Raw genomic sequence first — 25,934 nt, forward strand, 5'->3', positions numbered from 1 at the left:
CGAGGACGCTAGTCGCAACTCGGCTGCACCGTGAAGGTACGGGCGGAATCCACCGGCCCCAACTCAGCCAGCAGGCGCCGCCCCAGCAATACCGGATAGTTCATGTCGCTGCGATCCCGCAGGGTGAACCACTCCTTGTAGACCTTGTTCCCCAGACAGATGGACATGGTGACCGTGGGCCTCTCCTCCATGCCGCCGGCACCGCGCACTGTGACGGTACGTTCCACCGGGCGCTCCAGGGTCTGGCGCACCTCCTTGTCCGTGTTCGCATCGGTCAGCGCCAGGGTGAAACGCACCCAGGGCTTGCCGTCGCGCTTGAAGTGCTGCAAGGAGCGGGCATCCATCGAGGAGGTGAGGGCGCCGGTGTCGAGCTTCATCTTCACCGCCACCCCCTTGCTCGCGCGGGTATCCGGCATGATCAACCCCTTCTCGACCCAGCCATAAACATCGGGGGCCGCATAGGCTGCCGCAGGCAGACAGAGCAGGGTCAGTAACAGCCAACTGGCCTTCGGTGATCCGGGCATGATTGTTTCCTCATCGGCCTCTGGTGGCTCGCCCTGCCAGAGTGAGCAGGAGCAAGGGGGCTGTCAACTGACAAGATCCCCGCAGCCGGTCTGGGCCGGCCATGAAGGGTTCTACGGCCAAGTCCAGCGACAGCGGCTGACTCCAGGGGGACATTGCGAACGGTGGGGGATGAGATGACCCCATGAGGTGGGGCTGGATGAAACCTGTCACTACCCTCAGGTTGTGACGCCAAAGGCTACCACAAGGTAGCGTGAATTATCAGTCTTGTTCTTAAGGGATTTTTGCCTAGACTGTTGTAAACCGGAGGCCTTGAAAACCTGCGGTTTTTTTGTGCCTGCCGACAATTTGCCACTGCAAAGTGACGCACCAACGAGGCTCAAAAAGGAATTCGCAATGCGTATCGAAGAAGACTTGAAGCTCGGTTTCAAGGATGTACTGTTCCGCCCCAAGCGCTCTACTCTCAAGAGCCGTTCCCAAGTCAGCCTGACCCGTCAGTTCACCTTCAAGCACACTCAGACTCAATGGCAGGGGGTGCCCGTCATCGCCGCCAACATGGATACAGTGGGCAGCTTCGCCATGGCCCGCACCCTGGCCGGCTTCGAGATGATGACGGCGGTGCACAAGCACTACAGCCTCGCCCAGTGGCAAACCTTCGTGAACGAAACCGACCCGGCCCTGCTCGGCCACATCATGGTTTCCACCGGCACCTCAGAAGATGACTTCACCAAGACCCGCCAGATCCTGGCCATGTCAGAGGCGCTGCGCTTCATCTGCGTGGACGTGGCGAACGGCTACTCCCAGCACTTCGTCGAGTTTCTGCGCAAGATCCGTGAGGCCTGCCCGAACCACGTCATCCTGGCGGGCAACGTGGTCACCGGCGAGATGGTGGAGGAGCTGATCCTCTCCGGCGCCGACATCGTCAAGGTGGGCATAGGCCCGGGCTCTGTCTGCACCACCCGAGTCAAAACCGGCGTCGGCTACCCGCAGCTCTCCGCCATCATCGAGTGTGCCGATGCGGCCCACGGCCTCGGCGGCCAGATCGTCGGTGACGGCGGCTGTACCTGCCCGGGGGATGTGGCGAAAGCCTTCGGCGGCGGCGCCGACTTCGTGATGCTGGGGGGCATGCTGGCAGCCCACGAGGAGTGCGGCGGCGAAATAGTCGACGTGGATGGGTCCCCCTTTATGAAGTTCTACGGCATGAGTTCGTCCAGTGCCATGGACAAGCACGCCGGCGGCGTCGCCGACTACCGCGCCTCCGAGGGCAAGACGGTGCTGCTGCCTTATCGCGGCCCGGTGGAGAACACGGTGCGCGACATCCTCGGCGGCGTGCGCTCCACCTGCACCTACGTGGGCGCCAGCCAGCTCAAGGAGCTGACCAAGCGCACCACCTTCATCCGGGTGCGCGAACAAGAGAACAATGTCTACGGAAAGGAGTAAGTTCCTCTTCAGCCAAGTGCCGACCGTTAGGACCTCAACCACCGGTGTGCTACCCTGCGCACCGGTTTTTTTATCTCTTTTTCGTATCCGGTGATGCATCCATGACGACCCCTGCGCCTCTTTCTCTGCCCCCGTTTGACTGGGATATCTTCTGCTGCGTCGTGGACAACTTCGGCGACATCGGCGTCACCTGGCGACTGGCCAGCCAGTTGCAGCGGGAAGGTCGCGGCAAGGTGCGGCTTTGGGTGGACGATCTGGCGAGCTTCGCCCGCATCTGCCCCGGGCTGGATCCCGCACAGGATAGCCAGTGGGTGGAGGGCATCCATGTCCAGCACTGGCGCGACGCCCTGCCCGCCGATGTCATCCCCGCCAAAGTCGTCATCGAGGCCTTCGCCTGCGAACTGCCGGCGCCCTTCGTGCAAGCCATGGCCGAGCAGAGCCCCCCTCCCTGCTGGATCAATCTGGAATACCTCTCGGCCGAGGCCTGGGTCGAGGATTGCCACGGCCTCGCCTCCCCCCAACGGGTCGGCAATACCAGTCTGAACAAATACTTCTTCTTCCCGGGCTTCACGGCCAAAACCGGGGGCCTCTTGTGCGAGCAGGGGCTGATCGCGGCGCGGGAACGGTGGCAGCAGGACGAGGCGGGGCTCGCCGCCTACTGGGCCAGTCTGGGGTTAGCCCCCAAGGCAGCGAGCGAGCTGAGGGTCAGCCTCTTTACCTATGAGAGCGCCGCACTCCAGAGTCTGGTGGCGAGCTGGTGCCAGAGTTCGACCCCGGTCACCCTGTTGCTGCCGCTGGGACGTTCCCTCAGAGACGTGCTCATCGGCGCCGGGCTGGAAGGGGCCAGTGCCGGCGCGGGGGATCTGCTGCAGGCGGGGAGCCTGTGCATCAAGCTGCTGCCCATGACGGATCAGGCTGGCTACGATCGGCTGCTGTGGAGCTGCGATCTCAACCTGGTGCGTGGGGAAGACTCCTTCGTGCGAGCCCAGTGGGCCGCCCGCCCCTTCCTGTGGCACATCTACCCCCAGGACGACGAGGCTCATATTGCCAAGCTGGGCGATTTCCTCGAGCACTATCTGGCGGCGCTGCCCGCAGACACGGCCCGGTGGCTGCGCGACTTCAGCCACGCCCTCAACCACGGGCAGGATGTCGGCGAACTCTGGGCCCAATGGCCGCAATACGCCACCATTTGGCAACAACATGCGCGAGCCTGGTCACATAAGTTGCTCGCCGACGGGGATCTCGTCACTCGGCTGGTGAAATTTTTAGAAAGCCGTATATAATCTGGCAGTTTTTATCTGCCCGTATACGAACAGGAATTTTTTACATGAAAACCGCACAGGAAATCCGCGCTGGTAACGTCGTCATGATCGGTACCGAGCCGATGGTGGTCCAGAAAGCCGAATTCAACAAATCCGGCCGTAACTCCGCCGTGGTCAAGATGAAGCTGAAAGGCCTGCTGAACGGCAGCGCCACCGAGACCGTATTCAAGGCTGACGACAAGCTGGAAGTCGTTCAACTGGAGCGTAAAGAGTGCACCTACTCCTACTTCTCCGACCCCCTGTATGTCTTCATGGATACCGAGTACAACCAGTACGACGTCGAGAAAGACAACCTGGGTGACGCGCTGAACTACCTGGTAGACGGCATGGAAGATCTGTGTGAAGTGACTTTCTACAACGAGAAAGCCATCTCCGTAGAACTGCCGACCACCATCGTTCGCGAAGTCGAGTACACCGAGCCGGCCGCCCGTGGCGACACCTCCGGTAAAGTGACCAAGCCGGCCCGCCTGAAGGGCACCACCTACGAGCTGGCCGTTGCCGCCTTCGTAGAGATCGGCGACAAGATCGAGATCGATACCCGTACCGGCGAGTTCAAGCGTCGCGTCAACTAATTTGACCGCTGAAACCCGTTCGGACAAAAAGCGAGCCCAAGGCTCGCTTTTTCTTTATCTGCCCAGGACCCCTCGTGGTTCAGCCGGGGTCCATGACGTTCCGCCCGGGATAGGAGAAAATGGGGTTGCCCCTTTTCATTGGGGCCGATTGCGGCTACATCATGAAGTCAGGTTTCTTCTCCCTCACAGGCGCCCTATGACATCTTCTCAAAAAATCCTGCTGCTGTTGCTCACGCTAGCTCTGCTGGTGATCTCCGGCTGGCACCCCTATGACAGGCTGACCTGGCTGCTGGAGGTGATCCCCGTGCTCATCGTCATGCCCCTGCTGATCCTGAGCCATCGAAGCTTCCCCCTCACCACCCTGCTCTATCTGGGGATCACATTGCACGCCGCCGTGCTTATGCTGGGGGGGGCCTACACCTATGCCAGGGTGCCGCTCGGCTTCGATCTGCAGCAGTGGTTCGATCTCGGTCGCAACCCCTATGACAAGATTGGCCACTTCTTCCAGGGCTTCGTGCCCGCCATCGCCTGCCGGGAGATATTGCTGCGCGGTCACCATGTGCAGGGCAAGCGCATGCTGGCGTTTCTCGTCGTCTGCGTGGTGCTGGCCATCAGCGCCAGCTATGAGCTGATCGAATGGGGCGCCGCCCTCGCCCTCGGCCAGGGGGCCGACGAGTTCCTCGGCACTCAGGGAGATCCCTGGGACACCCAGTCCGACATGTTCTGCGCCCTGGTCGGCGCCATCAGCGCCCTGCTGATCCTGACCCCGTTGCACGACAGGCAGCTCGCCAGACTCCACCGCTGAGGCAAGCGGGGAAGGGATAGCCCTTCCCCGCTCATCGCCTGTCGCTTCATCGCCGCGCATTCCCCTTCAGAAAACGGGCCGGCCGCCGCTAACCCAGTGAACCCGGGAGCGCATATGGTCAAATCATCCTTACTGCTGTTGTTGAGCCTGCTGGCAAGCACCGCCTTGCCGGCCAGCGAGATCACGCCTCCCGCCCCCCTGGATCACTGGCAGGCGGGCGACTGGAAGGATCTGCCGGATAGCGCCCAGGTGGACAAGCAGCGGGTGCTGTTCGCAAAGCACGACGGCGGCAGCTATCTGGGGCTGGCCATCCTCTTGCCGGACTGGCAGCGCAGCGGCCAGCTCTGGCAGTTGACCCGGGCGCTCGGTCGCCTCGGCTTCGATACCCTGCTGCTGCTCCCCTCCCCCCAGCAGTTCGAGCTGGATCCGGCCGCCGAGAAAAAACAAAAAGCCATCGACAGCTTCCGCCAGCAATTCGCCGAGCGGATCGTCAAACTGAGCGACGCCAAGCTGCAGGAGGGGGGCTTCAAGCTGCTGCTGGCCCAGGGCACCAGTGCGGCCTGGGCCGCCAACCTCATCGCCAGCGAACAGCTGCCCGCCCCCGACGCCCTGGTGCTGCTGGACGGCTTCTTCCCCAATCAGCAGAGCAACCAGACCCTGGCCAAGCAGGTGGCTCAGGCCAGCATACCAACCCTGGATCTCTATCAGGAGGAAGGAGGGCGCTGGCCCCTGCTGGCGGCCGAGGCGAGGCGCAGCGAGAGCCGTCGCAGCCACAAACTCAACTACCGCCCCTATGCCCTGATGGAACTCGAGGAGACCCCGGGCCGCATCCAGGGCTGGCTGACCCATCTCGGCTGGATTTGATCCGTTCAGGGTCGATCAGAGGATCCGGGCCAGGCTGCGCCACAGTCAGCACACTGGTCATCCCGCCCCCCTTTTTGGCATCATGGCCTCATCAACGGCAGGAGGCTTCATGCAGCAAATCGTGTTTCTCGACAGCGACACCCTGGACGCCGGCATCAAGCTGGGTCGCCCCGACTTCCCCCATCACTGGCAAAGCTATCCCACCACGGCACCGGATCAGGTGGTGGAGCGGCTCAAGTGCGCCAGCATCGCCATCATCAACAAGGTGCGCATCGGGGCCGCCGAGCTGGCCGAGCTGCCGGAGCTCAGGTTGATCGCCCTGGCGGCCACCGGCAGTGACAACCTGGATCTGGAGGCCTGCCGCGCCGCCAACGTCGCCGTGTGCAACATTCGCAACTACTCGGGCCCCTCGGTACCCGAGCACGCCATGGCACTCATGCTGGCCCTGTCACGCAACCTGTTCGCCTGGCGCCAGTCCCTGCTGGAGGGACGCTGGCAGCAGAGCGGCCAGTTCTGCTTCTTCGATCACCCCATCTCGGATCTCCACGGCAAGCGCCTCGGCATCATCGGCAAGGGCACCCTGGGACAGGCCCTCGGCCAGCGTGCCAGCGCCATCGGCATGGAGGTCTTCTACGCCCAGAGCCAGGTCGGGGCCCCGGGAGACGACGACCGCCTGCCCATGGAGGCCCTGCTGCAGAGCTCGGATGTCATCAGCCTGCACTGCCCCCTCACCCCCTATACCCGCCACCTGATCGGCGAGCGGGAGCTGGCCATGATGAAACCGGGGGCCCTGCTCATCAACGTGGGCCGCGGTGGTCTGGTGGACGAGCAGGCCCTGCTGATGGCGCTCGCCAACGGCCGGCTCGGCGGCGCCGGCTTCGATGTGGCGAGCCAGGAGCCGCCCCCGCCGGATCACCCGCTGATGCGGGCTCTGCAATACCCGAACTTCATCCTGACTCCTCACGTGGCCTGGGCCAGCGAAGAGTCCATGCAGCGCCTCGCCGATCAGCTGATCGACAACATCAACGCCTTCGCCATCGGTCGGCGCCAGCATAGATTGGTCTGACGACCGGGCTGATGAGCCGCGAGCAGGATCGAAAAAGGGGCCATGGGCCCCTTTCTTGTGGTCGGTGACGGGATCAATCGTCGTCATGCCATCTGTGCTTGCGGTGCTTTTTGTATTTCTTGTGGTGCTTGTGATAGCGCCTGTCGTCGTAATAGCGATCGTTCCTGCTCTCGTGGCCGTCACCGGTTCTGGCCCCGATGGCCGCGCCACCTGCGCCGCCCACACCAGCCCCGATCAGGCGACCCGTGTCACCCCCCACGCTCTTGCCGATGGCCGCACCGCCGAGGGCCCCGACCGCGCCACCGATGGCCGCTTCGTTCTTGTTGCCCTTGTTCGCCGTGGCCGCGCCGCCGGCGGCGCCACCCACAGCAGCCCCCACCAGGGCACCGGTGTCACCGCCGAGCTGCTTGCCGATCATGGTCCCCGCCACCCCGCCGAGGCCACCCCCCAGCACGGTATTGAGATCTTCCGAGGCCAACGCCGGGCCCGCCATCAACAACGCACCCAACAGCATCATCGCGCCCATGCCGTGTTTTTTCGCGTCCATGGAGTACTCCTGTCAAACCTGATTGATTATTTTCCTGCACTATACAAAGCGGCAGGCGCGCCGCTACTGGATCTGCGGGAACTCAACCGCCAGGCAGAGTGTCGCCCCCCCGCGACAGGACCCGATGAAATAGGCTAACCAACTGAAAATGAATTAAAAAAAAAGGTCACAAGAGAAATCATCTCCCCCGTGACCGGTTTTTCGGGTGCAAGGACCCGTTTTCCCCCCTCAACGCTCGGACAGATCCTGTCAGCAGCCTCAGGATCCGGACCCAAGGGGAGCGAGATGCCAGCAGTCCCGCCCACTGTGCTTGCTCCGATAGAGACACTCATCGGCCAGTTCGAACAGCGCCTTTGTCTCATCCGGATAGCGGGCCCCGCCCGCGCTCAGGGTGATGGACGACTTGAATTCCCGCCACTGTAGGCTCCGTACCCTCGCCAGCAGATGGGTCAGGCGCTGCTCCACCTCAGCTCCCCCCCAGGGCAACAGGGCGGCGAATTCGTCCCCGCCGATGCGATAGACTCGACGATCCCCCAGGGTACGCACCATGATGGTGGCCACCCGGCACAGCACCGCATCCCCCACGCTGTGTCCCCAACAGTCATTGACCCGCTTGAAGTTGTCCACATCGAACAGCACCAGCCAGTAAGGGGTATCGGATTGCTCGAACTCGGCCCTGTCCTGCTCGAAGGCCCGCCGGTTCATGATGCTGGTGAGGGGGTCGCATAGCAGGGCATCCTGTTTCTGCAGCAGGCTGGTACGCACCTGATCTATCTCTCCCAGGCTGTCGTGCACGAACCACACCGGCTGCTCCGTGGGGATCATGGCCCCGCCGCTGCGACGGATCCCGCTCAGGGTCTCCTCCACCAGGGTCTGCTCCTGGCGGAATATCCTGATCAGGAACAGCAGGCTGCAGAGCCAGGTGGTGAGCAGGGCCAGGGCGGGCAGCACCACCATCAGCAGGGTCTCCCACAGGCTGTCGTTGAACACCGCCGGCGGCAGATAGAGGTTGAGATCCCAGCCGATGTTCTCCAGCGGCACCTTGAGGTGAACGCCGTGCAGGCTGGCGCTGCAGCCGGTGATCTCGGCCGGGATCGCAGTGCCTTCGGCAGGCAGCAGCACCATGTTGTGTCCTACAACCAGCTGGCCACTGTCACGGTTCGTGAGATAGATGGCCACCGGCTTGTTCCCCATGGCCCTCTGCAGCGCGTGCTGGAGCGACTCGAACGACATGTCCACCATCAGCAGCCCCAGCAACCCCTGCCCATCCAGGACCCGCTTGATCAGGGTCAGGCTCTGCTTGTCGGAGCCAAAGTCCGGGTACGGGCCGAACCAGATCAACTCCTCGCTGTCGCTGGCGAGCGCCCGATACCAGGGTCTCTGCTGCGGGTGGTAATCCGCAGGCAGCGGCCTGTCCGGGTAGCTGCTGATCCGCTGGGTGCGGGCGTTGTAGAAGTAGAGGAAGTGGGCATCCCGCTTGAACTGGTGGGCGATGGCCCAACTCGGATTGACGGCGGAGCGACCACGGGCGATGGCCTCCTTGTCGAGGGACGCCTCCAGCACGGCGAGCTGGTTCTGGTTGCGCAGCGCCATCTCCTGGAGCAGGGTGGCGTCGATGGAGACCAGCATCTGCTCATAGCTCCCCACGGTCTTGGCGATGCTGCGCTGGTAGCTGGTGAAGGCCAGCAGCAGGGTGGCGATCAGCACCAACACCCCGAGCAGCACGGAGAGCGGGGTCAGCACGTAGTAACGCTGTTTCAGAATGCAACTCGTCATCCAACCTCCACAAAATGCTACCGAATGTGGATTCTATGGTGGAAACGATTGCCCAGAAAATGATTGAAATCATTAACCGTCAAGGTTATTGATTTAAAAGACATCAACGCGATCCAGGTCGCTATCCCGCTTTTCCGATGTGCATATCCACAATTAGTGGAAACAGTCATCACCTCAGGTTGACGGCAAATGGTTTGAGGGGTGTTATAGTCGAGCCTTCGAGAAATCGGAGCCAACTGGCCTTAACGACCGCGTCTGGCGACCACGATTAATCACACAAAGGAGATGTTATGAGCAGTCCATTTATCGAACAGATTAAGGTACGTCGTTCCATCTATGCCCTGGGTGACCAGGTTTCCCAGACCCCGGCGCAACTGACCGCCCTGATCCAGGATGCCGTCAAGCAGAGCCCCTCCGCGTTCAACTCCCAGAGCTCCCGCGCCGTCATCCTCTTTGGCGAGCAGCACCACAAGGTGTGGGACATCGTCAAGGCGGAGCTGAAGAAAATAGTGCCGCCCGAAGCCTATGCCCAGAGCGAAGGCAAGGTGGATGGCTGCTTCCGCGCCGGTTTCGGCACAGTGCTCTTCTTCGAGGACACCGATGTCATCAAGGGGCTGCAGGAGCAGTTTGCACTCTACGCCGACAACTTCCCGGTCTGGTCCGAACACTCCACCGGCATCGCCCAGTTCTCCGTCTGGACCGCCCTGGCCCAGGAAGGGATTGGTGCCACCCTGCAGCACTACAACCCGCTGATCGACGAGGCCGTGCGCAAGCAGTGGGATCTGCCCGCCAGCTGGCGCCTGCGCGCCCAGATGCCCTTCGGCAGCATCAAGCAAGCGGCCGGCGACAAGACCTTCATCGACGACGACGTGCGTTTCCGGGTCTTCGGTTAATCTCCCCCGCGCCCCCTCCCCGAGGGGGCGTTTTCTCAGCGCCCCGCTCCCTGCCTTTTTCCATTTCCTGCATCCATACTCTGTGGCAACGCCACCAGTGACCGCGAGGAGAACCTCATGAGGGAGGCCGGACATCCGCATGTCTCACCCAGACTCTATCCCCTGTTTGCCTTCCTGTGCGTCACCACCCTGATCCTCATCTTCTCCCTGCTCGGCATCTTCACACGCCCCCCCGACCTGCTGGCCGCCTTCTGGCCCGCCAATGCGGTGCTGCTCGGCATCATGCTGCGCTATCCACGCCTGGCCTCACCGGCGGGCTGGATCGGGGGGATCGCCGGCTATCTGCTCGCGGCCCTCTTCACCGATGACAGCGCCATCAAGACGACGCTGCTGACCCTGGGCAATCTGGCGGGCGTCGGGGTCGGCTACCTGCTGTTTCGCCGCCTTGATCACGAGGATGTCCGGCTAAGACGCCCCACCTCCATCGTCTATCTGCTGCTGATCACCATGGCGGCGTCCCTGGCCGCCGGGCTGGTTGGTGCCCTCGTCAACCCATTGCTGTTCAAGGGGGACATGCTCTACGGGCTCGGCTTCTGGTTTGCCAGCGAGCTGGTCAACTACATGGCCATCTTGCCGGTCATCCTGACCCTGCCCCCGTTAGCCGTCCTGGCCCAGTGGCGCATCGATTTCTATCGGCCCAGTATCTCCTGGGCCAACATGCTGCCGCTATTGAGTTTCCTTGCCACCCTGCTGCTGGCCCTGCTGATCGAGGGACCTGGCTCCATCGTCTTCCCGGTGCCCGCCTTGCTGTGGTGCGCCGTCACCTATTCGCTGTTTACCACCAGCCTGCTCTCCCTCTGCTTCAGTTCCCTGACCCTGCTGGCACTCTCCTACGGCTACCTGACCATCAACCACGATGCCCAGACCCAGTACTGGATGTTCTCGGTCCGCATCGGTCTCATGCTGATCGCCCTCACTCCGCTCACGGCCGCCAGCATCATGGCCGCCCGCAACGCGCTGCTGAGCAGGATGGAGCACCTGGCCCATCACGATCATCTCACCGGCACCCTCAATCGCACCGGCTTCTGGCCGGTGGCCCAGGCCATGCTGGCGACTCACGAGCAGCGCCAGCATCCCATCGCGGTCTGCATGCTGGATCTGGACAACTTCAAGCGCATCAATGACACCCATGGCCACGAGGCCGGTGACACCCTGCTCAGGGCCTGCACCGAGGCGGTGCGACAGCACCTGCGCCAGGGGGATCTGTTCGCCCGTCTCGGGGGAGAGGAGTTTGCGCTCCTGCTGCCGGCGGCCACCCAATCCCAGGCACTGGAGGTGATCGAGCGGTTGCGGGAGAGAGTGGCCGGGCTCAGCGTGATGGATGAGGCGGGCCGGCCGGTCGGCGCTACCATCAGCATCGGCATGGCCTGTCAGCAGCGCGGCACCTACAACCTGGACAGGTTGCTCTCCCGCGCCGATCAGGCGCTCTATCAAGCCAAGCGTAATGGCCGCAACCGGGTGGAACTGCATGAGGATTGTGGGCAAGAGAGGGTCACCCACCCGCTCGGGGCCTGAGGGTTCCCCCCAGGCCCCGGGCCGTGCGCCGGCGAGTTCAGCCGCACAGACGCTCTAGTTGCCCTGTCAGCGCAAGCCGCAGACCCTGTGCCTCTTCTGTGACCCGGATCTGGCACCAGTCATCCACCCAGCCGCTCACCCTGGCATTGAGCAAGCTATCGCCCCCTATCTGCACCACCCGACAACCGGCCTGCAGGGCGCTCGCGATGCCGGCATGGGCATCCTCGAACACCAGGCAATCGGCGGGATCCAGGCCGAACCGGGCCGCCGCCAGCAGATAGGGCTCGGGATCCGGCTTGCCCCGCACCACGTCATCTCCACCCACCATCAACCCAGGCTGTGGCAATCCGGCGTCGGCGAGCCTACCCCGTGCCACCCGTCGGCTGGCGGAGGTGACCAGGGCCCAACGCTCGGCTGACAGGCCATGGAGCAGGACACTTGCCCCTTCGATGGGCTCGGCCACCCCCGAATGCGCGAGTTCCAGCTCGTCCAGCCGGGCCATCTCCTGCGCCATGTCCAGCTTAGGGGCCAGCGCCTCGATTACCTCCTTGGCCCGCACCCCGTGGCACATGGCCAGCACGGGCTCGGGCGCCAACCCATGGTGCTGGCACCAGAGTCGCCACACGGTCTCCACCCCCTCAGTCGACTTGACCAGGGTGCCATCCATGTCCAGTAGCAGGGCCCTGGCCCGCAAGGTGATGGAGCTCATGTCGCCGCTCCCGCCAGCATGGGTTCGACACCGGACAGCGAGCTGGCGAGCGCCTGACGCTGAGCCCTCGCCTCATAGCAGGCCAGGGCCTGTTCGGTATCGCTCGCCCACACCAGCAAGGGGGCCACCACAAACCCCTGTGACAACAAACTGGTCAACAGCTCCCCCGTCTCGGCCGCCGCCAGCGGCTGGGCCATGATGAGGCTTCCCTTGATTAGAAACAGATAGCGTTCGCTTTGCATGATGTGACTCCTCGTTCCCCGTTCGGGTCGACTCCCGATCCGCTGCAACACCATTAGAACAAGGCAGATAGATAATTTATAATCACTAAATCGCCACATTTGATAATCAAACGGAATGGATAACCAAACGGAATGAAATTCGATCTGAGGCAGTTGCATGCGTTCGTGACCCTGGCCGAGACGGCCAACTACCGGGAGGCAGCCAACCGGCTGTTCGTCACCCAGCCGGCGCTCACCAAGCAGATCCAGGGGTTGGAGCTGGCCCTCGGCAGCACCCTGTTCAACCGGGGACGCCACGGCGCCGAGCTGACCGCCATCGGCGTTCAGCTGCTCAGCCAGGCCCGCGCCCTGGTCGATCACGGCAAGGAGTTCGAACGCCACGCCCTGGCGCTGGCGAGCGGTCTCGCCGGGCGGCTCAAGATGGGGTTCGGCCTGTCGAGCTTCGTGCTGGCCCCCTCCCTGGTGGCCCGTTTCAAGCGGCAGGCCCCCGATGTGATGGTGCACCTGCAGGACATGCCCTCCGCCATCCAGCACGAGATGCTGCTCTCCGGCCAGTTGCAGGTCGGTTTCATGCGAAGACCAGAGGCACCGCAGCTGCACGAACACAGGCTGCTGACGGACAGCCTGGTGCTGGCGGTGCCCACCCAGCTGATAGGGACGGATCCCGCCGCCTTCGATGTGGAGCGGGCCCTGGTGCAGCAACCCCTGCTGCAGATGGTGGGTCATCGCTGCCCGGGTCTCACCCAGCAGATCGCCAACTTCCTCGGCGCCAACCGCCTGACCGGCGTCATCCAGGAGGCGGAGGATATCCAGACCCTGGTGGCCTTGGTAGCCGCCGGCATAGGCAACGCCATACTGCCCCGCAGCGTCAGCTTTATCGCAGGGCCGGATGTGACCCTCTATCCCCTCTCAGGCCCCTATTCACAGTGGGAGATAAGCCTGGTGTGGAACGCGACCTTCGCCGATCCGATTCGGGATCAGTTCCTGGCGCTGGTCAAGGCGGCCCACCCGCAGGTCAGGTCCGCCACCTGACGTATGAGCACCCAAGCATTCCGTTCATCCGAGCAGGGTTAAAAGGCCAGTCAGCCTGGGTGGGCTGACCCTTTTGCTAATAGGGCCGGTGACTCAACGGCCGCACCACTGGCTTTCACAAGGAATGCCGTTTCCTCTGCCATGGCCATCCATCTTGGTATTGGGGCAATTTTGCAAAAACCAGGTTGCCTCCTCACAGGAGGTCATCTGGGAGCAGTACTGCCTGCCATCGCATCGGCGAACGAAGGTGGGGGCCGGCGGGGCGCTCTCAAAAGCGCTCACCCCGGCACTCGCGGGGGAGGATGCAGGCTGCGGTGAGACCGATTCGGCCGAGAAGCGGGAATAGATTGAAAACAGCCCCGCCAATACCAGCAGGGGGATCAGCTTGCCCTGCCAGCGGCCCTTACGCCTATAGGTTGGCTGTGGGCGGGCTCTCGGCGCCGTGCTCTGCCCCTTGGAGGGGGCCGCGAAGGACGCTGAGCGACTGGATTCATTGCCCGTGGACAAGGGCCGATCCGGCGCCGGACTGAACCCATCCGCCAGCGACAGGGGACGGTCGGGGAAAAACACCTGCACGGCGCAGGGCCTGTCATCCTTGCCGGTACCGAGCCGATAAGAGACGCGCTCCCCTGGCTCGGGCAGCCTGCCGTCGAAGGTCAGGGAGGATATGTGCACGAAGAGATCCCCATCTCTCTGCTCCTGCTGTGACTGTGACTGCGGCCTGATAAAGCCAAAGCCGCGCTGGGTGTTCCAACTCGCGATTTTTCCTTGATAGCGCATGCCCTCATCCTTGTGGTCAGCGGTTTTTTACCATCTTGCCCAAAACAACATGGTTTCAACAGCGGCCCATGAGCAAAATGTGAGCGACCCGATAGGGCGTGTCACGTCAGCTGGGCCACCTTGATGATCTCGGCGATGCGTCCAAGCTGGCGCAGGGAGCCGTGATGCTCCATGGCATCGGCGGCGGCGCAGGCGTCCTCGAGGATGGTGATGGCGTAATCCCGATCGTGCCCGTCCCGGGTGGCGGCCTGGATGGCCCAACTGGTGCTGACACCACAGAGATAGAGGTGATCGATCCGGTTGGCCCGCAGGGCCGGCTCCAGCGCCGTGCCGTAGAAGGGGCTGACTCTGGGCTTGGTCAGCACCAGATCGCCGGGCTGCACGTCCAGATCGGGGTGAAAATCCGTGCCGCCGCCGGCCAGGGACAAGGCGCCTAACTGCTGGGCCCGGCCAAACATGGGGGAATTCTTGGGCTGCAGCAGATAGTGCTGGTCAAAGCCCACCTTGATAAGGATCACCAGCCAGCTCTGGGCGCGGGCATGGGCCAGCGCCTGGTTCGCATGCTTGATGGCATCCTGCTCCACCACGTGGGCCGCCGAGGCGGCGATACGCCCATCCGGGTGAGCGATGTCGTTGATAAAGTCGATCACCAGCAGTGCCTTGTTCATGGTTTGCTCCACGATTGTCGGATATCGTTCGGCCCTTGCGGCGCCGAGATCACCAGCGGCACCGCGTCAGGCCATATAAAACACCAAGCACATCAGCCCTGTAGCTTTATGCTCCACCAGAGAATCAATGGGCAGTGCACAGCACACAGCCTTTATACCAACCCCAGGGCGTAGCGCAGCGCCATCTCCTTGAGGGGGCCCGCCTTGTCCGCCAGATTCAGCGCCAGATTGCGGGCAAGTCGCAGGGGACCTATCTCGTTGCTGAAGACCCCGTAAAAGAGATCCATCCCCGACTGCATCAGCAGGTTGTCCGGGCGGCGACGACGCTCGTAGCGCTCGGCCAGCGCCATCTCATGCCAGTCGCTGCCCGCCTTGGTGAGCAATTCCACCCAGCAGGCCACGTCCTTGAAGCCCAGGTTGACCCCCTGCCCCGCCAGGGGGTTGATGGTGTGGGCCGAGTCCCCGAGCAGCAGCACCCGCCCGGCGTGATAGTCGTTGGCATGGCGGCGCACCAGGGGGAAGCTGCCCTTGCCGGTGACGGTGAAGCCGCCGAGCCGGGCCGGGAAATGGCGGCGCACCTCGGCCGCCAGGGCCTCGTTGCTCATGGCGGACAGGGTGCGGATGCGGGCCGGGCTGTCGTACCACACCAGGGAACCGTGTTGGCCCGGCAGGGGCAGGAAGGCGCGCGGGCCGCTCGGGGTGAACTGCTGCCAGGTGATGTCTTCCTGCTCGAACTCGGTGTCGATATTGATCAGCATGCAGTGCTGGCGGTACTCAAAGCGCGACACCCCGATGCCGGCCAGCTTGCGGGTGTAAGATTCGGCGCCGTCGCAGGCCAGCACCCAGCGCGCCCGCAGCTCGGTGCCATCGTCCAGCAGCAGGGTGGCGTGCTCCCTGTCCTGAGTGAGGCTCTGCACCGCCGCCGGGGTATGGGTCTGGATGCTCGGGAAATCTTCCATTCTCTTGAGCAGGGCGAGCTGCACCAGCCGGTTCTCGATGATGTAGCCGAGCTGGGGCAGCCCCAGATCGACGGCGTCGAAGCGGGTGGCGAAGCCGTCCAGCTCCCAGGTCTCCAGCCGGCGATAGGGGCAGAGCCGCATCTGCTGCAGGTGTTGCCAGGCACCGGCCTGGGCCAGCAGGGCTACCGAGGCCTGACTGATGGCGGAGACCCGCAGATCCAGCGGCTGCTCGGGGGCATAGGGCTCGGGCAGCCGGGTCTCGATGACCCGCACGGAGAGGCCCTGGCCCGCCAGCAGACAGGCGGTGGCGGCCCCCACCATACCGGCGCCGACGATGGCGATATCGCAATGTTCCATGACGTACTTCCTGAAATGGGCGCCCCGCACAAGCATAGAGGGGCTAAACCGAATGGGGGCATGATAGCGCAAGGAGGGGGGATAAACAGTGAGAGAGGCGGCGAATTGCCTTGCCCAATCAAGGGCAAAGCCGCTGTTGACGCGGCCAGCCAGCCCCTGGCCCCGCCGGATATTAACTAGTCAGCCCCGCCATTGCGGAGTAAAATGCCCGGTCCTTTGACCCTGTCGATAGCAAAAAACAGTCAAGAGTAGCGATGAGCAAGAAACTTCATATCAAGACCTGGGGCTGCCAGATGAACGAGTACGACTCGTCCAAGATGGCGGACCTGTTGGACGCCAGCCATGGTTATCAGCTGACGGAGGAGCCCGCAGAGGCCGACGTCCTGCTGCTGAACACCTGTTCCATCCGCGAGAAGGCCCAGGAGAAGGTGTTCCACCTGCTCGGTCGCTGGAAGAAGCTCAAGGCCAAGAAGCCGGGTCTGGTGATCGGGGTGGGTGGCTGCGTCGCCTCCCAAGAAGGGGACAACCTGAGAAAACGCGCCCCCTATGTGGACATCGTCTTCGGCCCCCAGACCCTTCATCGCCTGCCCGCCATGATCAAGCAGGTGCAGGAGGGCCACGGCGCCCAGGTGGATATCGCCTTCCCCGAGATCGAGAAGTTCGACAACCTGCCGGAGCCCCGCGCCGAAGGCGCCACCGCCTTCGTCTCCATCATGGAGGGCTGCTCCAAGTACTGCTCCTTCTGCGTGGTGCCCTACACCCGCGGCGAAGAGGTGAGCCGGCCCCTGGATGACGTGCTCTACGAAATAGCCCAACTCGCCCAGCAGGGGGTGCGCGAGGTCAACCTGCTCGGCCAGAACGTCAACGCCTATCGCGGCCCCACCTTCGAGGGGGATGACTGCACCTTCGCCGAGCTGCTCAGACTGGTGGCCGCCATCGACGGCATCGACCGCATTCGCTACACCACCAGCCACCCCATCGAGTTCACCGACGACATCATCGAGGTCTATCGGGACACCCCCGAGGTGGTCAGCTTCCTGCACCTGCCGGTACAAAGCGGCTCGGATCGCATCCTGACCATGATGAAGCGACCCCACACCGTGCTGGAGTACAAGTCCAAGATCCGCCGCCTGCGGGCCGTTCGTCCCGACATCACCATGAGCTCGGACTTCATCGTCGGCTTCCCGAACGAGACGGACGAGGACTTCGAGGCCACCATGAAGCTGATCGAGGAGATCAACTTCGACATGAGCTTCAGCTTCATCTACAGCCCCCGCCCCGGCACCCCGGCCGCGGACCTGCCTGACGATGTGGACATGGAGGTGAAGAAGGCCCGCCTCACCCGGCTGCAGAACCAGATCAACCACCAGTCCATGCTCATCGGCCGCGCCATGCTGGGCTCGGTGCAGCGGATCCTGGTGGAAGGCCCCTCCAAGATGGATCCCATGCAGCTCAGCGGCCGCACCGAGAACAACCGTGTGGTCAACTTCGAGGGCTCCCATCGCCTCATCGGCGGCTTCGCCGACGTGGAGATCACCGACGTGCGCCCCTTCTCCCTGCGCGGCCGTTTCATCCGTGGCGAGGACGAGATGAACCTGCGCATCGCCACGGCGCCGAGCGAGATCTTGGCCCGCCGCCCCGACAACGTGCCCGATCCCCTGGGTGTTGCGGCCTTCACTCCCCATTAATATCTCTTCCCTTTCGGGGGAAGAGCCTTGAGACGAGGTCAATTTGAGCCGACATATCGCGACCCTGAACCTGCACCTTGAGCCCGCCGACAACCTGCGGCTGGCCAGCCTGTGCGGACCCTTCGACGACAATCTCAAGCAGTTGGAGCGTCGCCTCGGCGTCGAGATCAGCTACCGCGACAACCACTTCCAGCTGCTCGGCAAGCAGGCACAAATCGACGCCGCCGCCGTCATCCTCAAGCACCTCTATGTGGAGACCCAGCCGCTCAAAGGCGGCAAGGTAACCGACATCACCCCGGAGATGGTCCACCTGACGGTGCAGGAGTCCCGGGTGCTGGAGCAGGATGAGGAAGAGGCCCCCAGCCTGCCCTACGGCAAGGAGGTGACGGTCAAGACCAAGCGCGGCCTCATCAAGCCCCGCAGCCCCAATCAAGCCCAATACATCGCCAACATAGTGCGCCACGACATCAGCTTCGGCATAGGTCCGGCCGGTACCGGCAAGACCTATCTGGCTGTGGCCGCCGCGGTGGACGCCCTGGAGCGCCAGGAGATCCGCCGCATCCTGCTGACCCGGCCGGCGGTGGAGGCGGGGGAGAAGCTCGGCTTCCTGCCGGGGGATCTCTCCCAGAAGGTGGACCCCTACCTGCGCCCCCTCTACGACGCCCTGTTCGAGATGCTGGGCTTCGAGCGGGTGGAGAAGCTGATGGAGCGCAACATCATCGAAGTGGCGCCGCTCGCCTATATGCGCGGCAGAACGCTCAATGACGCCTTTATCATCCTGGACGAGGCTCAGAACACCACCACCGAGCAGATGAAGATGTTCCTGACCCGCATCGGCTTCAACTCCAAGGCGGTGGTGACCGGCGACATCACCCAGGTCGATCTGCCCCGCAGCACCAAGTCCGGCCTGCGCCACGCCCTGGAAGTGCTGCAAGGTGTCGATGGCCTCTCCTTCAACTTCTTCGAGTCCAAGGACGTGGTGCGCCACCCCGTGGTGGCCCGCATCGTCCAGGCCTACGAGGCGTTCGACGCCCAACAGGCGGCCGACAAGGCCGCAGCCAACACCAATAAAGAGAGTGCCCAATGAGCCTGACCCTGGATCTGCAACTGGCCTGTGCCAACCCGGAAGGTCTGCCCACCGAAGCCCAGCTGCAAGGCTGGCTCGAGGGCACCATTCTCGGCTTCCAGGAGGAGGCCGAGGTGACGGTGCGGCTGGTGGATGAGGCGGAGAGCCGAGAGCTCAACCACACCTATCGCGGCAAGGACAAGCCCACCAATGTGCTCTCCTTCCCGTTCGAAGCCCCTCCCGGCATGGAGCTGCCCCTGCTCGGGGATCTGGTGATCTGTCGCCAGGTGGTGGAAGCCGAGGCCATCGAACAGAACAAACCCCTCATGGCCCACTGGGCCCACATGGTTGTGCACGGCAGTCTGCATCTGCTAGGTTATGACCATATCGAGGACGAGGAGGCCGAGGAGATGGAGCAGCTCGAGCGCGACATCCTGCAGGAGATGGGCATCCCCGATCCCTACCTCGACGACGAAGAGTGAGGCCAGGGGGATGGTCAACCGATTGAAACAGTCGGCCGCCATCCTCATAGTGCCGAGACAACGACCCTGTGTTCACACGAGTAACCAAGAGAGAAAATGACCGACGATCACCCTAGTACCGGCTCGCCGAAGAAAACCTGGCTCGACAAGCTCAGCCAACTCTTCCAGGGCGAGCCAAAAGACCGCAACGATCTGGTGGAAGTCATCGCCGATGCCGAAGAGCGAGACCTCATCGATCAAGACACCAAGGACATGATCGAGGGCGTACTCGAAATTGCCGAGCTGCGCGTGCGTGACATCATGATCCCCCGCTCCCAGATGGTGACCATAGAGAAGTCCCAACCGGTGGACGAGTTCCTGCCGGTCATCATCGAATCCGGCCACTCCCGCTTCCCGGTGATCAACGAAGACAAGGATCACGTGGAGGGCATACTGCTCGCCAAGGACCTGTTGCCGTTCGGTTTCGGCGGCCAGCACGCCAGCGAGCCCCTGCAACTCGAGCAGATCCTGCGCCCCACGGTGATAGTGCCGGAGAGCAAGCGGGTCGATCGCCTGCTCAAGGAGTTCAGGGAAGAGCGCTACCACATGGCCATAGTGGTGGATGAGTTTGGCGGTGTCTCGGGTCTGGTGACCATAGAAGACATCCTCGAGCTCATCGTCGGCGAGATCGACGACGAGTTCGACGACATCGAGGATGAGCCGGAGGAGATCCGCCGCATCAGCAAGCGGGTCTTCTCCGTCAGCGCCCTCACCGAGATCGAGGACTTCAACGAATTCTTCGGCACCCAGTTCAGCGATGAAGAGGTGGATACGGTGGGCGGCCTGGTGATGCACGCCTTCAGCCACCTGCCGAAGAAAGGGGAAGAGATCGAACTCGACGGCTACCTGTTCAAGGTGATGCATGCGGATCGTCGCCGCCTGCAGCAGCTGCAGGTGAAGATCCCGGAGAATCACGCGGCCGCCCAGCCGGAATCCTGATCTCTCCCTCCCCGGATCTGACGTTCAACGCCCCTGCCAAGGGGCGTTTGTCATTCTGCCAGGCCCCTTCCTCCTTCGATCCCCCCTGCCACCGCCCCTCGATGCCCGGCCGCCGGGAGGCTCGCCGTTGGCACCGTTTGCGGTTAAGATGTCGGCCACTTAACTTTATTCAGTCCAATTCGAGCCCCTAGCCCAGTGAAATCCAAATTTCTGACCAGCCTGTTTGCCCTGGCCTCCGGTGCCATCGCCGTCCTGGCCTTCTCCCCGTTCGGCTACTGGCCCCTGGTGATCCTCTCTCTGCTCGGCCTCTACGCCCTGCTGGACAAGGCGAGCCCCAAACAGGCGGCCTGGCGCGGCTTCGGCTACGCCATGGGACTCTTCCTGCCGGGCCAGTGGTGGATCCACGTCAGCATGACGGAATTCGGCGGCATCCCGCTGCCGGCGGCCTTTGTGCTGCTGGCCGGGCTTTGCGCCTACCTTTCTCTCTACCCGACCCTGGCCTGCTGGTTGTTTGCCCGCTTCTTCGGCGGCCGCCACTGGAGTCGCTGGCTGCTCGCCTTCCCGGCCCTCTGGCTCGGTGCCGACTGGCTGCGGGGCTGGGTGATGACCGGCTACCCCTGGCTCTGGTTTGGTTACACCCAGATCGACGGCCCCCTCAAGGGCTTTGCCCCCATCCTGGGGGTGCAGGGCATCACCCTGGCGCTGCTGCTCTCTACCTCCGCCCTCTGGCTGGTGTGGCAGAGCCGCAAGCCGGCCTGGCTGCTGGTGCCGGTCGCCCTGGTGGGCGCGGCGCAAGGGCTGATGCAACTGAACTGGGTCACCCGGGGCGAGCCGGTCAAGGTGGCTTTGGTGCAGGGCAACATCGCCCAGTCTCTCAAGTGGGATCCTGAAGCGCTGATCCCCACGGTGCGCACCTATCAGGATCTCAGCCGCGAGAATCAGGATGCCGACATCATCGTCTGGCCGGAGTCCGCCATCCCGGCCATCGAGAAGGAGATGGGCACCTATCTGGAGAGCCTGGACAAGGCAATGAAGGTGAACGACACCGGCCTGCTGGCGGGGATCATTCACTACGATCTCCAGCAACAGCGCTTCTACAACACCGTGCTCGGCATGGGGGTGCAGGACGCGGCGGGCAAGGAGTCCTACCACTACGAGCACAAGAACCGCTACTACAAGTACCACCTGCTGCCCATCGGCGAGTTCGTGCCGTTTGAAGATCTGCTGCGTCCCATAGCGCCCTTCTTCAACCTGCCCATGTCCTCCTTCAGCCGGGGTGACGAGGTGCAGCCGAACCTGATCGCCAAGGGGCTCAAGTTCGCCGCCGCCATCTGCTACGAGATCATCTTCCCGGACGAGGTGCGCCGCAACGTGCAGCCGGATACCGACTTCCTGCTGACCGTCTCCAACGACGCCTGGTTCGGCACCAGTATCGGCCCCTGGCAGCACATGGAGATCGCCCGCATGCGGGCGCTGGAGCTGGCTCGTCCGCTGCTGCGGGACACCAACACCGGCATCACAATCGTCACCGAGATAGACGGCAGCATCCTGGCCCAGATCCCGCAGTTCGAGGCCGGGGTGTTGAGAGCCGAGGTGCGTCCGGCCCACGGTCAGACCCCTTACCTGCGCTTTGGCAGCTGGCCCATGTACAGTATCGCCGCCCTGCTGCTGGGTCTGGGGCTGGCCCTGCGCCCCCGCGCCCATCCCTGGGCCCGCAAGGGCTGAGCCGCTGCCGGCCGATAGCCATCAATAGAAAGAGGCGCCCCTGGGCGCCTCTTTTCTTATGAGCTTATCACCCGATATCAGGGTGAGAGCGGCTCACGGTGATACTCATTGGCTCCGCACTCCGGGCAGGTGCCGAGCTGTTCGGGGTGCAGCACGGTATGGCGCCACTCGCAGTGATCGCACACCAGCACCCCGAGGCCGACCCAGTCCCCGGCGCGATAGATCCCCTTGTGCTCCAGCTCCTCCGCCAGCTCCTGCCACTCCACCTGGGCACGGTCCGTCACGTCGGCGAGCCAGGACCAGGCGGTGTCTTTCAATGCCAACATGAAGGCGGATTCCGGCGCCTCGCTCTTGCCCTCGTCGTAGTTGCCGAGATCCCGCTTCACGTATTCGGCGATGAGTGCCAGCTCGTCCTTGGTCAGATCGCCGGCCGCCTCCAGATAGGCCTGCACCCTGGCGATCATGCGGTTCAGGCGCTCTCCCTGAAACTCCTCCGTCTCCTCCCACTGCTTCCTGAGCTGGGCGATGAAGGCTTCGTACCCTTTTTGCTGTTTGTCCATGGCCGTTACTCCTCTGCTGCAAGCTGATCATGGCCGGCCCGAGACCCGGCGGATGCTGGCGGTTGTTGCCGCCGCAGGATATGGGTATTCTATCGGGATTTCCCAGCTGATTTATCTATTCATTTCACAGATCCGGATGTCACCAATGCAAGAGCAATACGTTCCCCAATCCATAGAACCAGCAGTGCAGCAGCACTGGGATGCCAAGAAAACCTTCAAGGCCGTGGAAAAAGTAGACAAAGAGAAGTTCTACTGCCTCTCCATGTTCCCCTATCCGTCTGGTCGTCTACACATGGGGCACGTGCGCAACTACACCATAGGTGATGTGATCTCCCGTTATCAACGGCTCAATGGCAAGAACGTGCTGCAACCCATCGGCTGGGATGCCTTCGGTCTGCCGGCCGAGAACGCCGCCATCAAGAACAACACGGCACCGGCCCCCTGGACCTACGAAAACATCGAATACATGAAGAACCAGCTGAAGATGCTGGGGCTCGGCTACGACTGGGATCGCGAGCTCGCCACCTGCAAGCCGGATTACTACCGCTGGGAGCAGTGGTTCTTCACCAAGCTCTACGAGAAGGGTCTGGTCTACAAGAAGACCTCCTCCGTCAACTGGTGCCCGAACGACATGACGGTGCTGGCCAACGAGCAGGTCATCGACAACTGCTGCTGGCGCTGTGACACCCCGGTGGAGCAGAAAGAGATCCCCCAGTGGTTCATCAAGATCACCGACTATGCCGAAGAGCTGCTGAACGACATCGACAACCTGGACGGCTGGCCCGAGATGGTCAAGACCATGCAGCGCAACTGGATTGGCCGCTCCGAAGGGGTCAATATCAGCTTCAAGGTCGACGGCCAGGCTGATCACCTGGAGGTCTACACCACCCGCCCCGACACCTTCATGGGCGTGACCTATGTGGGCATCGCCGCCGGCCATCCGCTGGCGACCCTGGCCGCCGAGGGCAACCCCGAGCTCGCCGCCTTCATCGAGGAGTGCAAGCACACCAAGGTGGCCGAAGCCGACATGGCGACCATGGAGAAGAAGGGCATGGCCACCGGCCTCTATGCCATTCACCCCCTGGATGGCCGCAAGGTACCTGTCTGGGTCGCCAACTTCGTGCTGATGAACTACGGCACTGGCGCCGTGATGGCGGTCCCCGGCCACGACCTGCGTGACCACGAGTTCGCCACCAAGTACGGCCTCGAGATCAAGCCCGTCATCAAGCCCGCCGAGGGCGAGGTGCCGGACGTGATCGCCGCCGCCTACACCGACAAGGGCGTGCTGTTCAACTCCGGCGAGTTCGACGGTCTCGAGTTCCAGGCCGCCTTCGATGCCATCGCCACCAAGCTGGAGAGCCTGGGTTGCGGCAAGCGCACCGTCAACTATCGCCTGCGCGACTGGGGTGTCTCCCGTCAGCGTTACTGGGGTGCCCCCATCCCCATGCTGACCCTGGCAGACGGCTCAGTGGTGCCGACGCCGGAAGACCAGCTGCCGGTGCTGCTGCCGGAAGACGTGGTGATGGACGGCATCCAGAGCCCCATCAAGGCCGATCAGGAGTGGGCCAAGACCAGCTACAACGGCCAGGAAGCGTTCCGCGAGACCGATACCTTCGACACCTTTATGGAGTCCTCCTGGTACTACGCCCGCTACTGCTCCCCGGACTACGACAAGGGCATGCTGGATCCGGCGGCCGCCAACCACTGGCTGCCGGTGGATCAGTACATCGGCGGCATCGAGCACGCCTGTATGCACCTGCTGTACGCCCGCTTCTTCCACAAGCTGCTGCGCGACGCAGGCCTGGTGAACAGCGACGAGCCGTTCAAGCGCCTGCTCTGCCAAGGCATGGTGCTGGCGGATGCCTTCTACTACAAGGACGAGAAGGGCGGCAACGTCTGGGTCAGCCCCCTCGACGTCAAGATCGAGCGTGACGACAAGGGTCGTATCACCAAGGCCGTCGACCTCGAGGGTCGCGAGGTCATCCACTCCGGCATGACCAAGATGTCCAAGTCCAAGAACAACGGCATCGATCCCCAGCTGATGGTGGAACGTTACGGTGCCGATACCGTGCGCCTGTTCATGATGTTCGCCTCCCCGGCCGACATGACCCTGGAGTGGTCCGACTCCGGCGTCGAGGGTGCCCAGCGCTTCCTGCGTCGCCTGTGGCGCATCACCTTCGAACACGTCAGCGCCGGCGCAGCCCCAGCCCTGAATGTGGCGGCACTCAGCAGCGAGCAGAAGGCCGTGCGCCGCGAGCTGCACAAGACCATCGCCAAGGTGAGCGATGACGTGGGTCGTCGCCAGACCTTCAACACCGCCATCGCCGCCATCATGGAGCTGATGAACAACCTCTCCAAGCTCGGCTGCGACGAGCAGGACCGCGCCCTGATGCAGGAAGCGCTGGAGGCCGTGGTGGTCATGCTCTACCCCATCACCCCGCACATCGGCTTCGAGCTGTGGAAGATGCTGGGCAAGGAAGGGGACATCGACGTGACCGGTTGGCCAGTCGCCGACGAAGCGGCCATGGTCGAGACCGAGAAGCTGGTGGTGGTACAGATCAACGGCAAGATGCGCGGCAAGCTGACCGTGCCGGCCGAGATCAGCCAGGCAGACGTCGAGAAGCTGGCCATGGAAGATGCCTCGGTGCAGAAATTCACCGAAGGCCTGACCGTGCGCAAGGTGATCTACGTGCCGGGCAAGCTGCTCAACATAGTCGCAAACTGAGGATGGCAGACCGGGCACCGGTCACTGCACATCCATGAATGATGACGGCGGGCAGGCGCCCGCCGTTGTTCAAAGGTTTCAAAGAGGATTATCCATGGGCATGCCCTTCATTCGCTGGATTGCCATCATCTTGACGGGCCTGCTGCTGCAGGCCTGCGGTTTTCAGATGCGCGGCACCGCCATCCCCCCCGAGCTGATGACCATGAAGGTGGTCGGTGACAAGACAAGCGACTTCTATCGCCTAGTGACCACCCGCCTCAAGGCCTCCGGGGTGACCCTGGCAGACAAGGAAGGCATTCCGGTGCTGACCCTGGCCGGTGTCAGCAGCAGCAGTCAGGTCGCCTCCGTCGACTCCATCGGTCAGGATCGCGAATACCTGCTGGGCTACAGCACCCAGTTCAGCGTGACCGTGCCGGGCAAGCCGACCCAGGTCTTCCCCATCACCTTCAACCGCAGCTTCCTGAACAAGCCGGATGCGGCGCTGGCCTCCTCCCGCGAGCAGGAGCAGCTCGGCAAGGAGATGCAGGAGCAGGCCGCAAACCTGGTGATCCGTCAGCTCAGCCAGGTCAAGTTCTGATGCG

At 63.1% G+C, this 25,934-nt stretch carries 25 protein-coding genes; 16 read left to right on the forward strand and 9 right to left on the reverse strand.

Going from position 1 to position 25,934, the window contains the following annotated elements; genetic code table 11:
* Positions 1-8: 8 nt before the first annotated feature.
* Positions 9-524 (reverse strand): retropepsin-like aspartic peptidase RloA3, encoded by a 516-nt coding sequence (rloA3, locus tag ACT5M9_RS06250; protein WP_457980950.1) that lies wholly within the window; start codon positions 522-524, stop codon positions 9-11.
* A gap of 394 nt (positions 525-918) precedes the next feature.
* Here rloA3 and ACT5M9_RS06255 point away from each other — a divergent pair, with 394 nt between their 5' ends.
* The 6 genes from ACT5M9_RS06255 (at position 919) to ACT5M9_RS06280 (ending at position 6,591) form a co-directional block, all read left to right on the forward strand.
* Positions 919-1,962 (forward strand): GMP reductase, encoded by a 1,044-nt coding sequence (locus ACT5M9_RS06255; RefSeq protein ID WP_457980948.1) that lies wholly within the window; start codon positions 919-921, stop codon positions 1,960-1,962.
* A 101-nt stretch (positions 1,963-2,063) separates the two neighbouring features.
* A complete protein-coding gene (gene earP, locus ACT5M9_RS06260) occupies positions 2,064-3,245 on the forward strand; it encodes an elongation factor P maturation arginine rhamnosyltransferase EarP (protein ID WP_457980946.1) in 1,182 nt (393 codons plus the stop codon).
* 44 nt (positions 3,246-3,289) lie between these two features.
* The gene (efp, locus tag ACT5M9_RS06265) at positions 3,290-3,856 is read left to right on the forward strand and encodes an elongation factor P (protein WP_349919081.1); all 567 of its coding nucleotides are present in this window, start codon (positions 3,290-3,292) and stop codon (positions 3,854-3,856) included.
* A gap of 196 nt (positions 3,857-4,052) precedes the next feature.
* Entirely contained in the window at positions 4,053-4,661 is a 609-nt protein-coding gene (locus ACT5M9_RS06270) for a DUF2238 domain-containing protein (RefSeq protein ID WP_457980944.1), read from the forward strand.
* Positions 4,662-4,775: 114 nt separating this feature from the next.
* Entirely contained in the window at positions 4,776-5,525 is a 750-nt protein-coding gene (locus tag ACT5M9_RS06275; RefSeq protein WP_457980942.1) for a DUF3530 family protein, read from the forward strand.
* A 109-nt stretch (positions 5,526-5,634) separates the two neighbouring features.
* The gene (locus ACT5M9_RS06280) at positions 5,635-6,591 is read left to right on the forward strand and encodes a D-2-hydroxyacid dehydrogenase (protein ID WP_457980940.1); all 957 of its coding nucleotides are present in this window, start codon (positions 5,635-5,637) and stop codon (positions 6,589-6,591) included.
* 73 nt (positions 6,592-6,664) lie between these two features.
* Here ACT5M9_RS06280 and ACT5M9_RS06285 read toward each other — a convergent pair whose 3' ends face one another.
* Positions 6,665-7,138, reverse strand: a complete 474-nt coding sequence (locus tag ACT5M9_RS06285) for a glycine zipper domain-containing protein (RefSeq protein WP_457980938.1) — start codon at positions 7,136-7,138, stop codon at positions 6,665-6,667.
* A 258-nt stretch (positions 7,139-7,396) separates the two neighbouring features.
* Positions 7,397-8,914, reverse strand: coding sequence for a sensor domain-containing diguanylate cyclase (locus ACT5M9_RS06290; protein WP_457980937.1), 1,518 nt, complete (start codon positions 8,912-8,914; stop codon positions 7,397-7,399).
* A 290-nt stretch (positions 8,915-9,204) separates the two neighbouring features.
* Between ACT5M9_RS06290 and ACT5M9_RS06295 the strand changes: the two genes are divergently transcribed.
* Positions 9,205-9,807 carry a nitroreductase family protein gene (locus tag ACT5M9_RS06295; RefSeq protein ID WP_438551987.1) on the forward strand — a complete coding sequence of 201 codons (603 nt, stop codon included), beginning with the start codon at positions 9,205-9,207 and terminating at the stop codon, positions 9,805-9,807.
* 117 nt (positions 9,808-9,924) lie between these two features.
* Positions 9,925-11,382 carry a sensor domain-containing diguanylate cyclase gene (locus ACT5M9_RS06300; RefSeq protein ID WP_457980935.1) on the forward strand — a complete coding sequence of 486 codons (1,458 nt, stop codon included), beginning with the start codon at positions 9,925-9,927 and terminating at the stop codon, positions 11,380-11,382.
* Between the two features lie 37 nt (positions 11,383-11,419).
* Here the strand turns inward: ACT5M9_RS06300 and ACT5M9_RS06305 are convergent, their stop codons facing one another.
* Entirely contained in the window at positions 11,420-12,091 is a 672-nt protein-coding gene (locus ACT5M9_RS06305) for an HAD-IA family hydrolase (RefSeq protein WP_457980933.1), read from the reverse strand.
* Positions 12,088-12,333: a hypothetical protein gene (locus ACT5M9_RS06310; RefSeq protein ID WP_457980931.1), complete on the reverse strand. Its 246-nt coding sequence runs from the start codon at positions 12,331-12,333 to the stop codon at positions 12,088-12,090. The genes ACT5M9_RS06305 and ACT5M9_RS06310 overlap by 4 nt, the downstream gene beginning before the upstream one ends.
* A 132-nt stretch (positions 12,334-12,465) precedes the next feature.
* Between ACT5M9_RS06310 and ACT5M9_RS06315 the strand changes: the two genes are divergently transcribed.
* Positions 12,466-13,365, forward strand: coding sequence for a LysR family transcriptional regulator (locus tag ACT5M9_RS06315; protein ID WP_457980930.1), 900 nt, complete (start codon positions 12,466-12,468; stop codon positions 13,363-13,365).
* A 93-nt stretch (positions 13,366-13,458) separates the two neighbouring features.
* On the opposite strand, the gene ACT5M9_RS06320 is transcribed toward ACT5M9_RS06315, so the two are convergent.
* The 3 genes from ACT5M9_RS06320 to ACT5M9_RS06330 form a co-directional block, all read right to left on the reverse strand.
* On the reverse strand, positions 13,459-14,145 hold the full coding sequence (locus ACT5M9_RS06320; RefSeq protein WP_457980928.1) for a cold-shock protein: 687 nt from the start codon (positions 14,143-14,145) through the stop codon (positions 13,459-13,461).
* Between the two features lie 101 nt (positions 14,146-14,246).
* On the reverse strand, positions 14,247-14,813 hold the full coding sequence (locus ACT5M9_RS06325) for a cysteine hydrolase family protein (RefSeq protein ID WP_457980926.1): 567 nt from the start codon (positions 14,811-14,813) through the stop codon (positions 14,247-14,249).
* A 152-nt stretch (positions 14,814-14,965) separates the two neighbouring features.
* Entirely contained in the window at positions 14,966-16,129 is a 1,164-nt protein-coding gene (locus tag ACT5M9_RS06330; RefSeq protein ID WP_457980924.1) for an FAD-dependent monooxygenase, read from the reverse strand.
* Between the two features lie 254 nt (positions 16,130-16,383).
* On the opposite strand from ACT5M9_RS06330, the gene miaB reads away from it, so the two are divergent.
* From miaB to lnt, 5 genes are all read left to right on the forward strand, one after another.
* A complete protein-coding gene (gene miaB, locus ACT5M9_RS06335) occupies positions 16,384-17,817 on the forward strand; it encodes a tRNA (N6-isopentenyl adenosine(37)-C2)-methylthiotransferase MiaB (RefSeq protein ID WP_438551979.1) in 1,434 nt (477 codons plus the stop codon).
* Between the two features lie 43 nt (positions 17,818-17,860).
* On the forward strand, positions 17,861-18,904 hold the full coding sequence (locus ACT5M9_RS06340; protein WP_457980922.1) for a PhoH family protein: 1,044 nt from the start codon (positions 17,861-17,863) through the stop codon (positions 18,902-18,904).
* Positions 18,901-19,365 carry an rRNA maturation RNase YbeY gene (ybeY, locus tag ACT5M9_RS06345; RefSeq protein ID WP_457980920.1) on the forward strand — a complete coding sequence of 155 codons (465 nt, stop codon included), beginning with the start codon at positions 18,901-18,903 and terminating at the stop codon, positions 19,363-19,365. The genes ACT5M9_RS06340 and ybeY overlap by 4 nt, the downstream gene beginning before the upstream one ends.
* A 96-nt stretch (positions 19,366-19,461) precedes the next feature.
* Positions 19,462-20,343 (forward strand): CNNM family magnesium/cobalt transport protein CorC, encoded by an 882-nt coding sequence (gene corC / locus ACT5M9_RS06350; protein ID WP_438551976.1) that lies wholly within the window; start codon positions 19,462-19,464, stop codon positions 20,341-20,343.
* Positions 20,344-20,538: 195 nt separating this feature from the next.
* A complete protein-coding gene (lnt, locus tag ACT5M9_RS06355; protein WP_457980918.1) occupies positions 20,539-22,068 on the forward strand; it encodes an apolipoprotein N-acyltransferase in 1,530 nt (509 codons plus the stop codon).
* Positions 22,069-22,145: 77 nt separating this feature from the next.
* Here the strand turns inward: lnt and ACT5M9_RS06360 are convergent, their stop codons facing one another.
* On the reverse strand, positions 22,146-22,628 hold the full coding sequence (locus ACT5M9_RS06360) for a zinc ribbon-containing protein (RefSeq protein WP_438551974.1): 483 nt from the start codon (positions 22,626-22,628) through the stop codon (positions 22,146-22,148).
* 145 nt (positions 22,629-22,773) lie between these two features.
* On the opposite strand from ACT5M9_RS06360, the gene leuS reads away from it, so the two are divergent.
* Positions 22,774-25,353, forward strand: a complete 2,580-nt coding sequence (gene leuS / locus ACT5M9_RS06365; protein ID WP_457980916.1) for a leucine--tRNA ligase — start codon at positions 22,774-22,776, stop codon at positions 25,351-25,353.
* 94 nt (positions 25,354-25,447) lie between these two features.
* A complete protein-coding gene (locus ACT5M9_RS06370; RefSeq protein ID WP_438551972.1) occupies positions 25,448-25,930 on the forward strand; it encodes an LPS-assembly lipoprotein LptE in 483 nt (160 codons plus the stop codon).
* Positions 25,931-25,934 lie beyond the last annotated feature (4 nt).

Source organism: Aeromonas sp. AE23HZ002T15 (assembly GCF_054165525.2).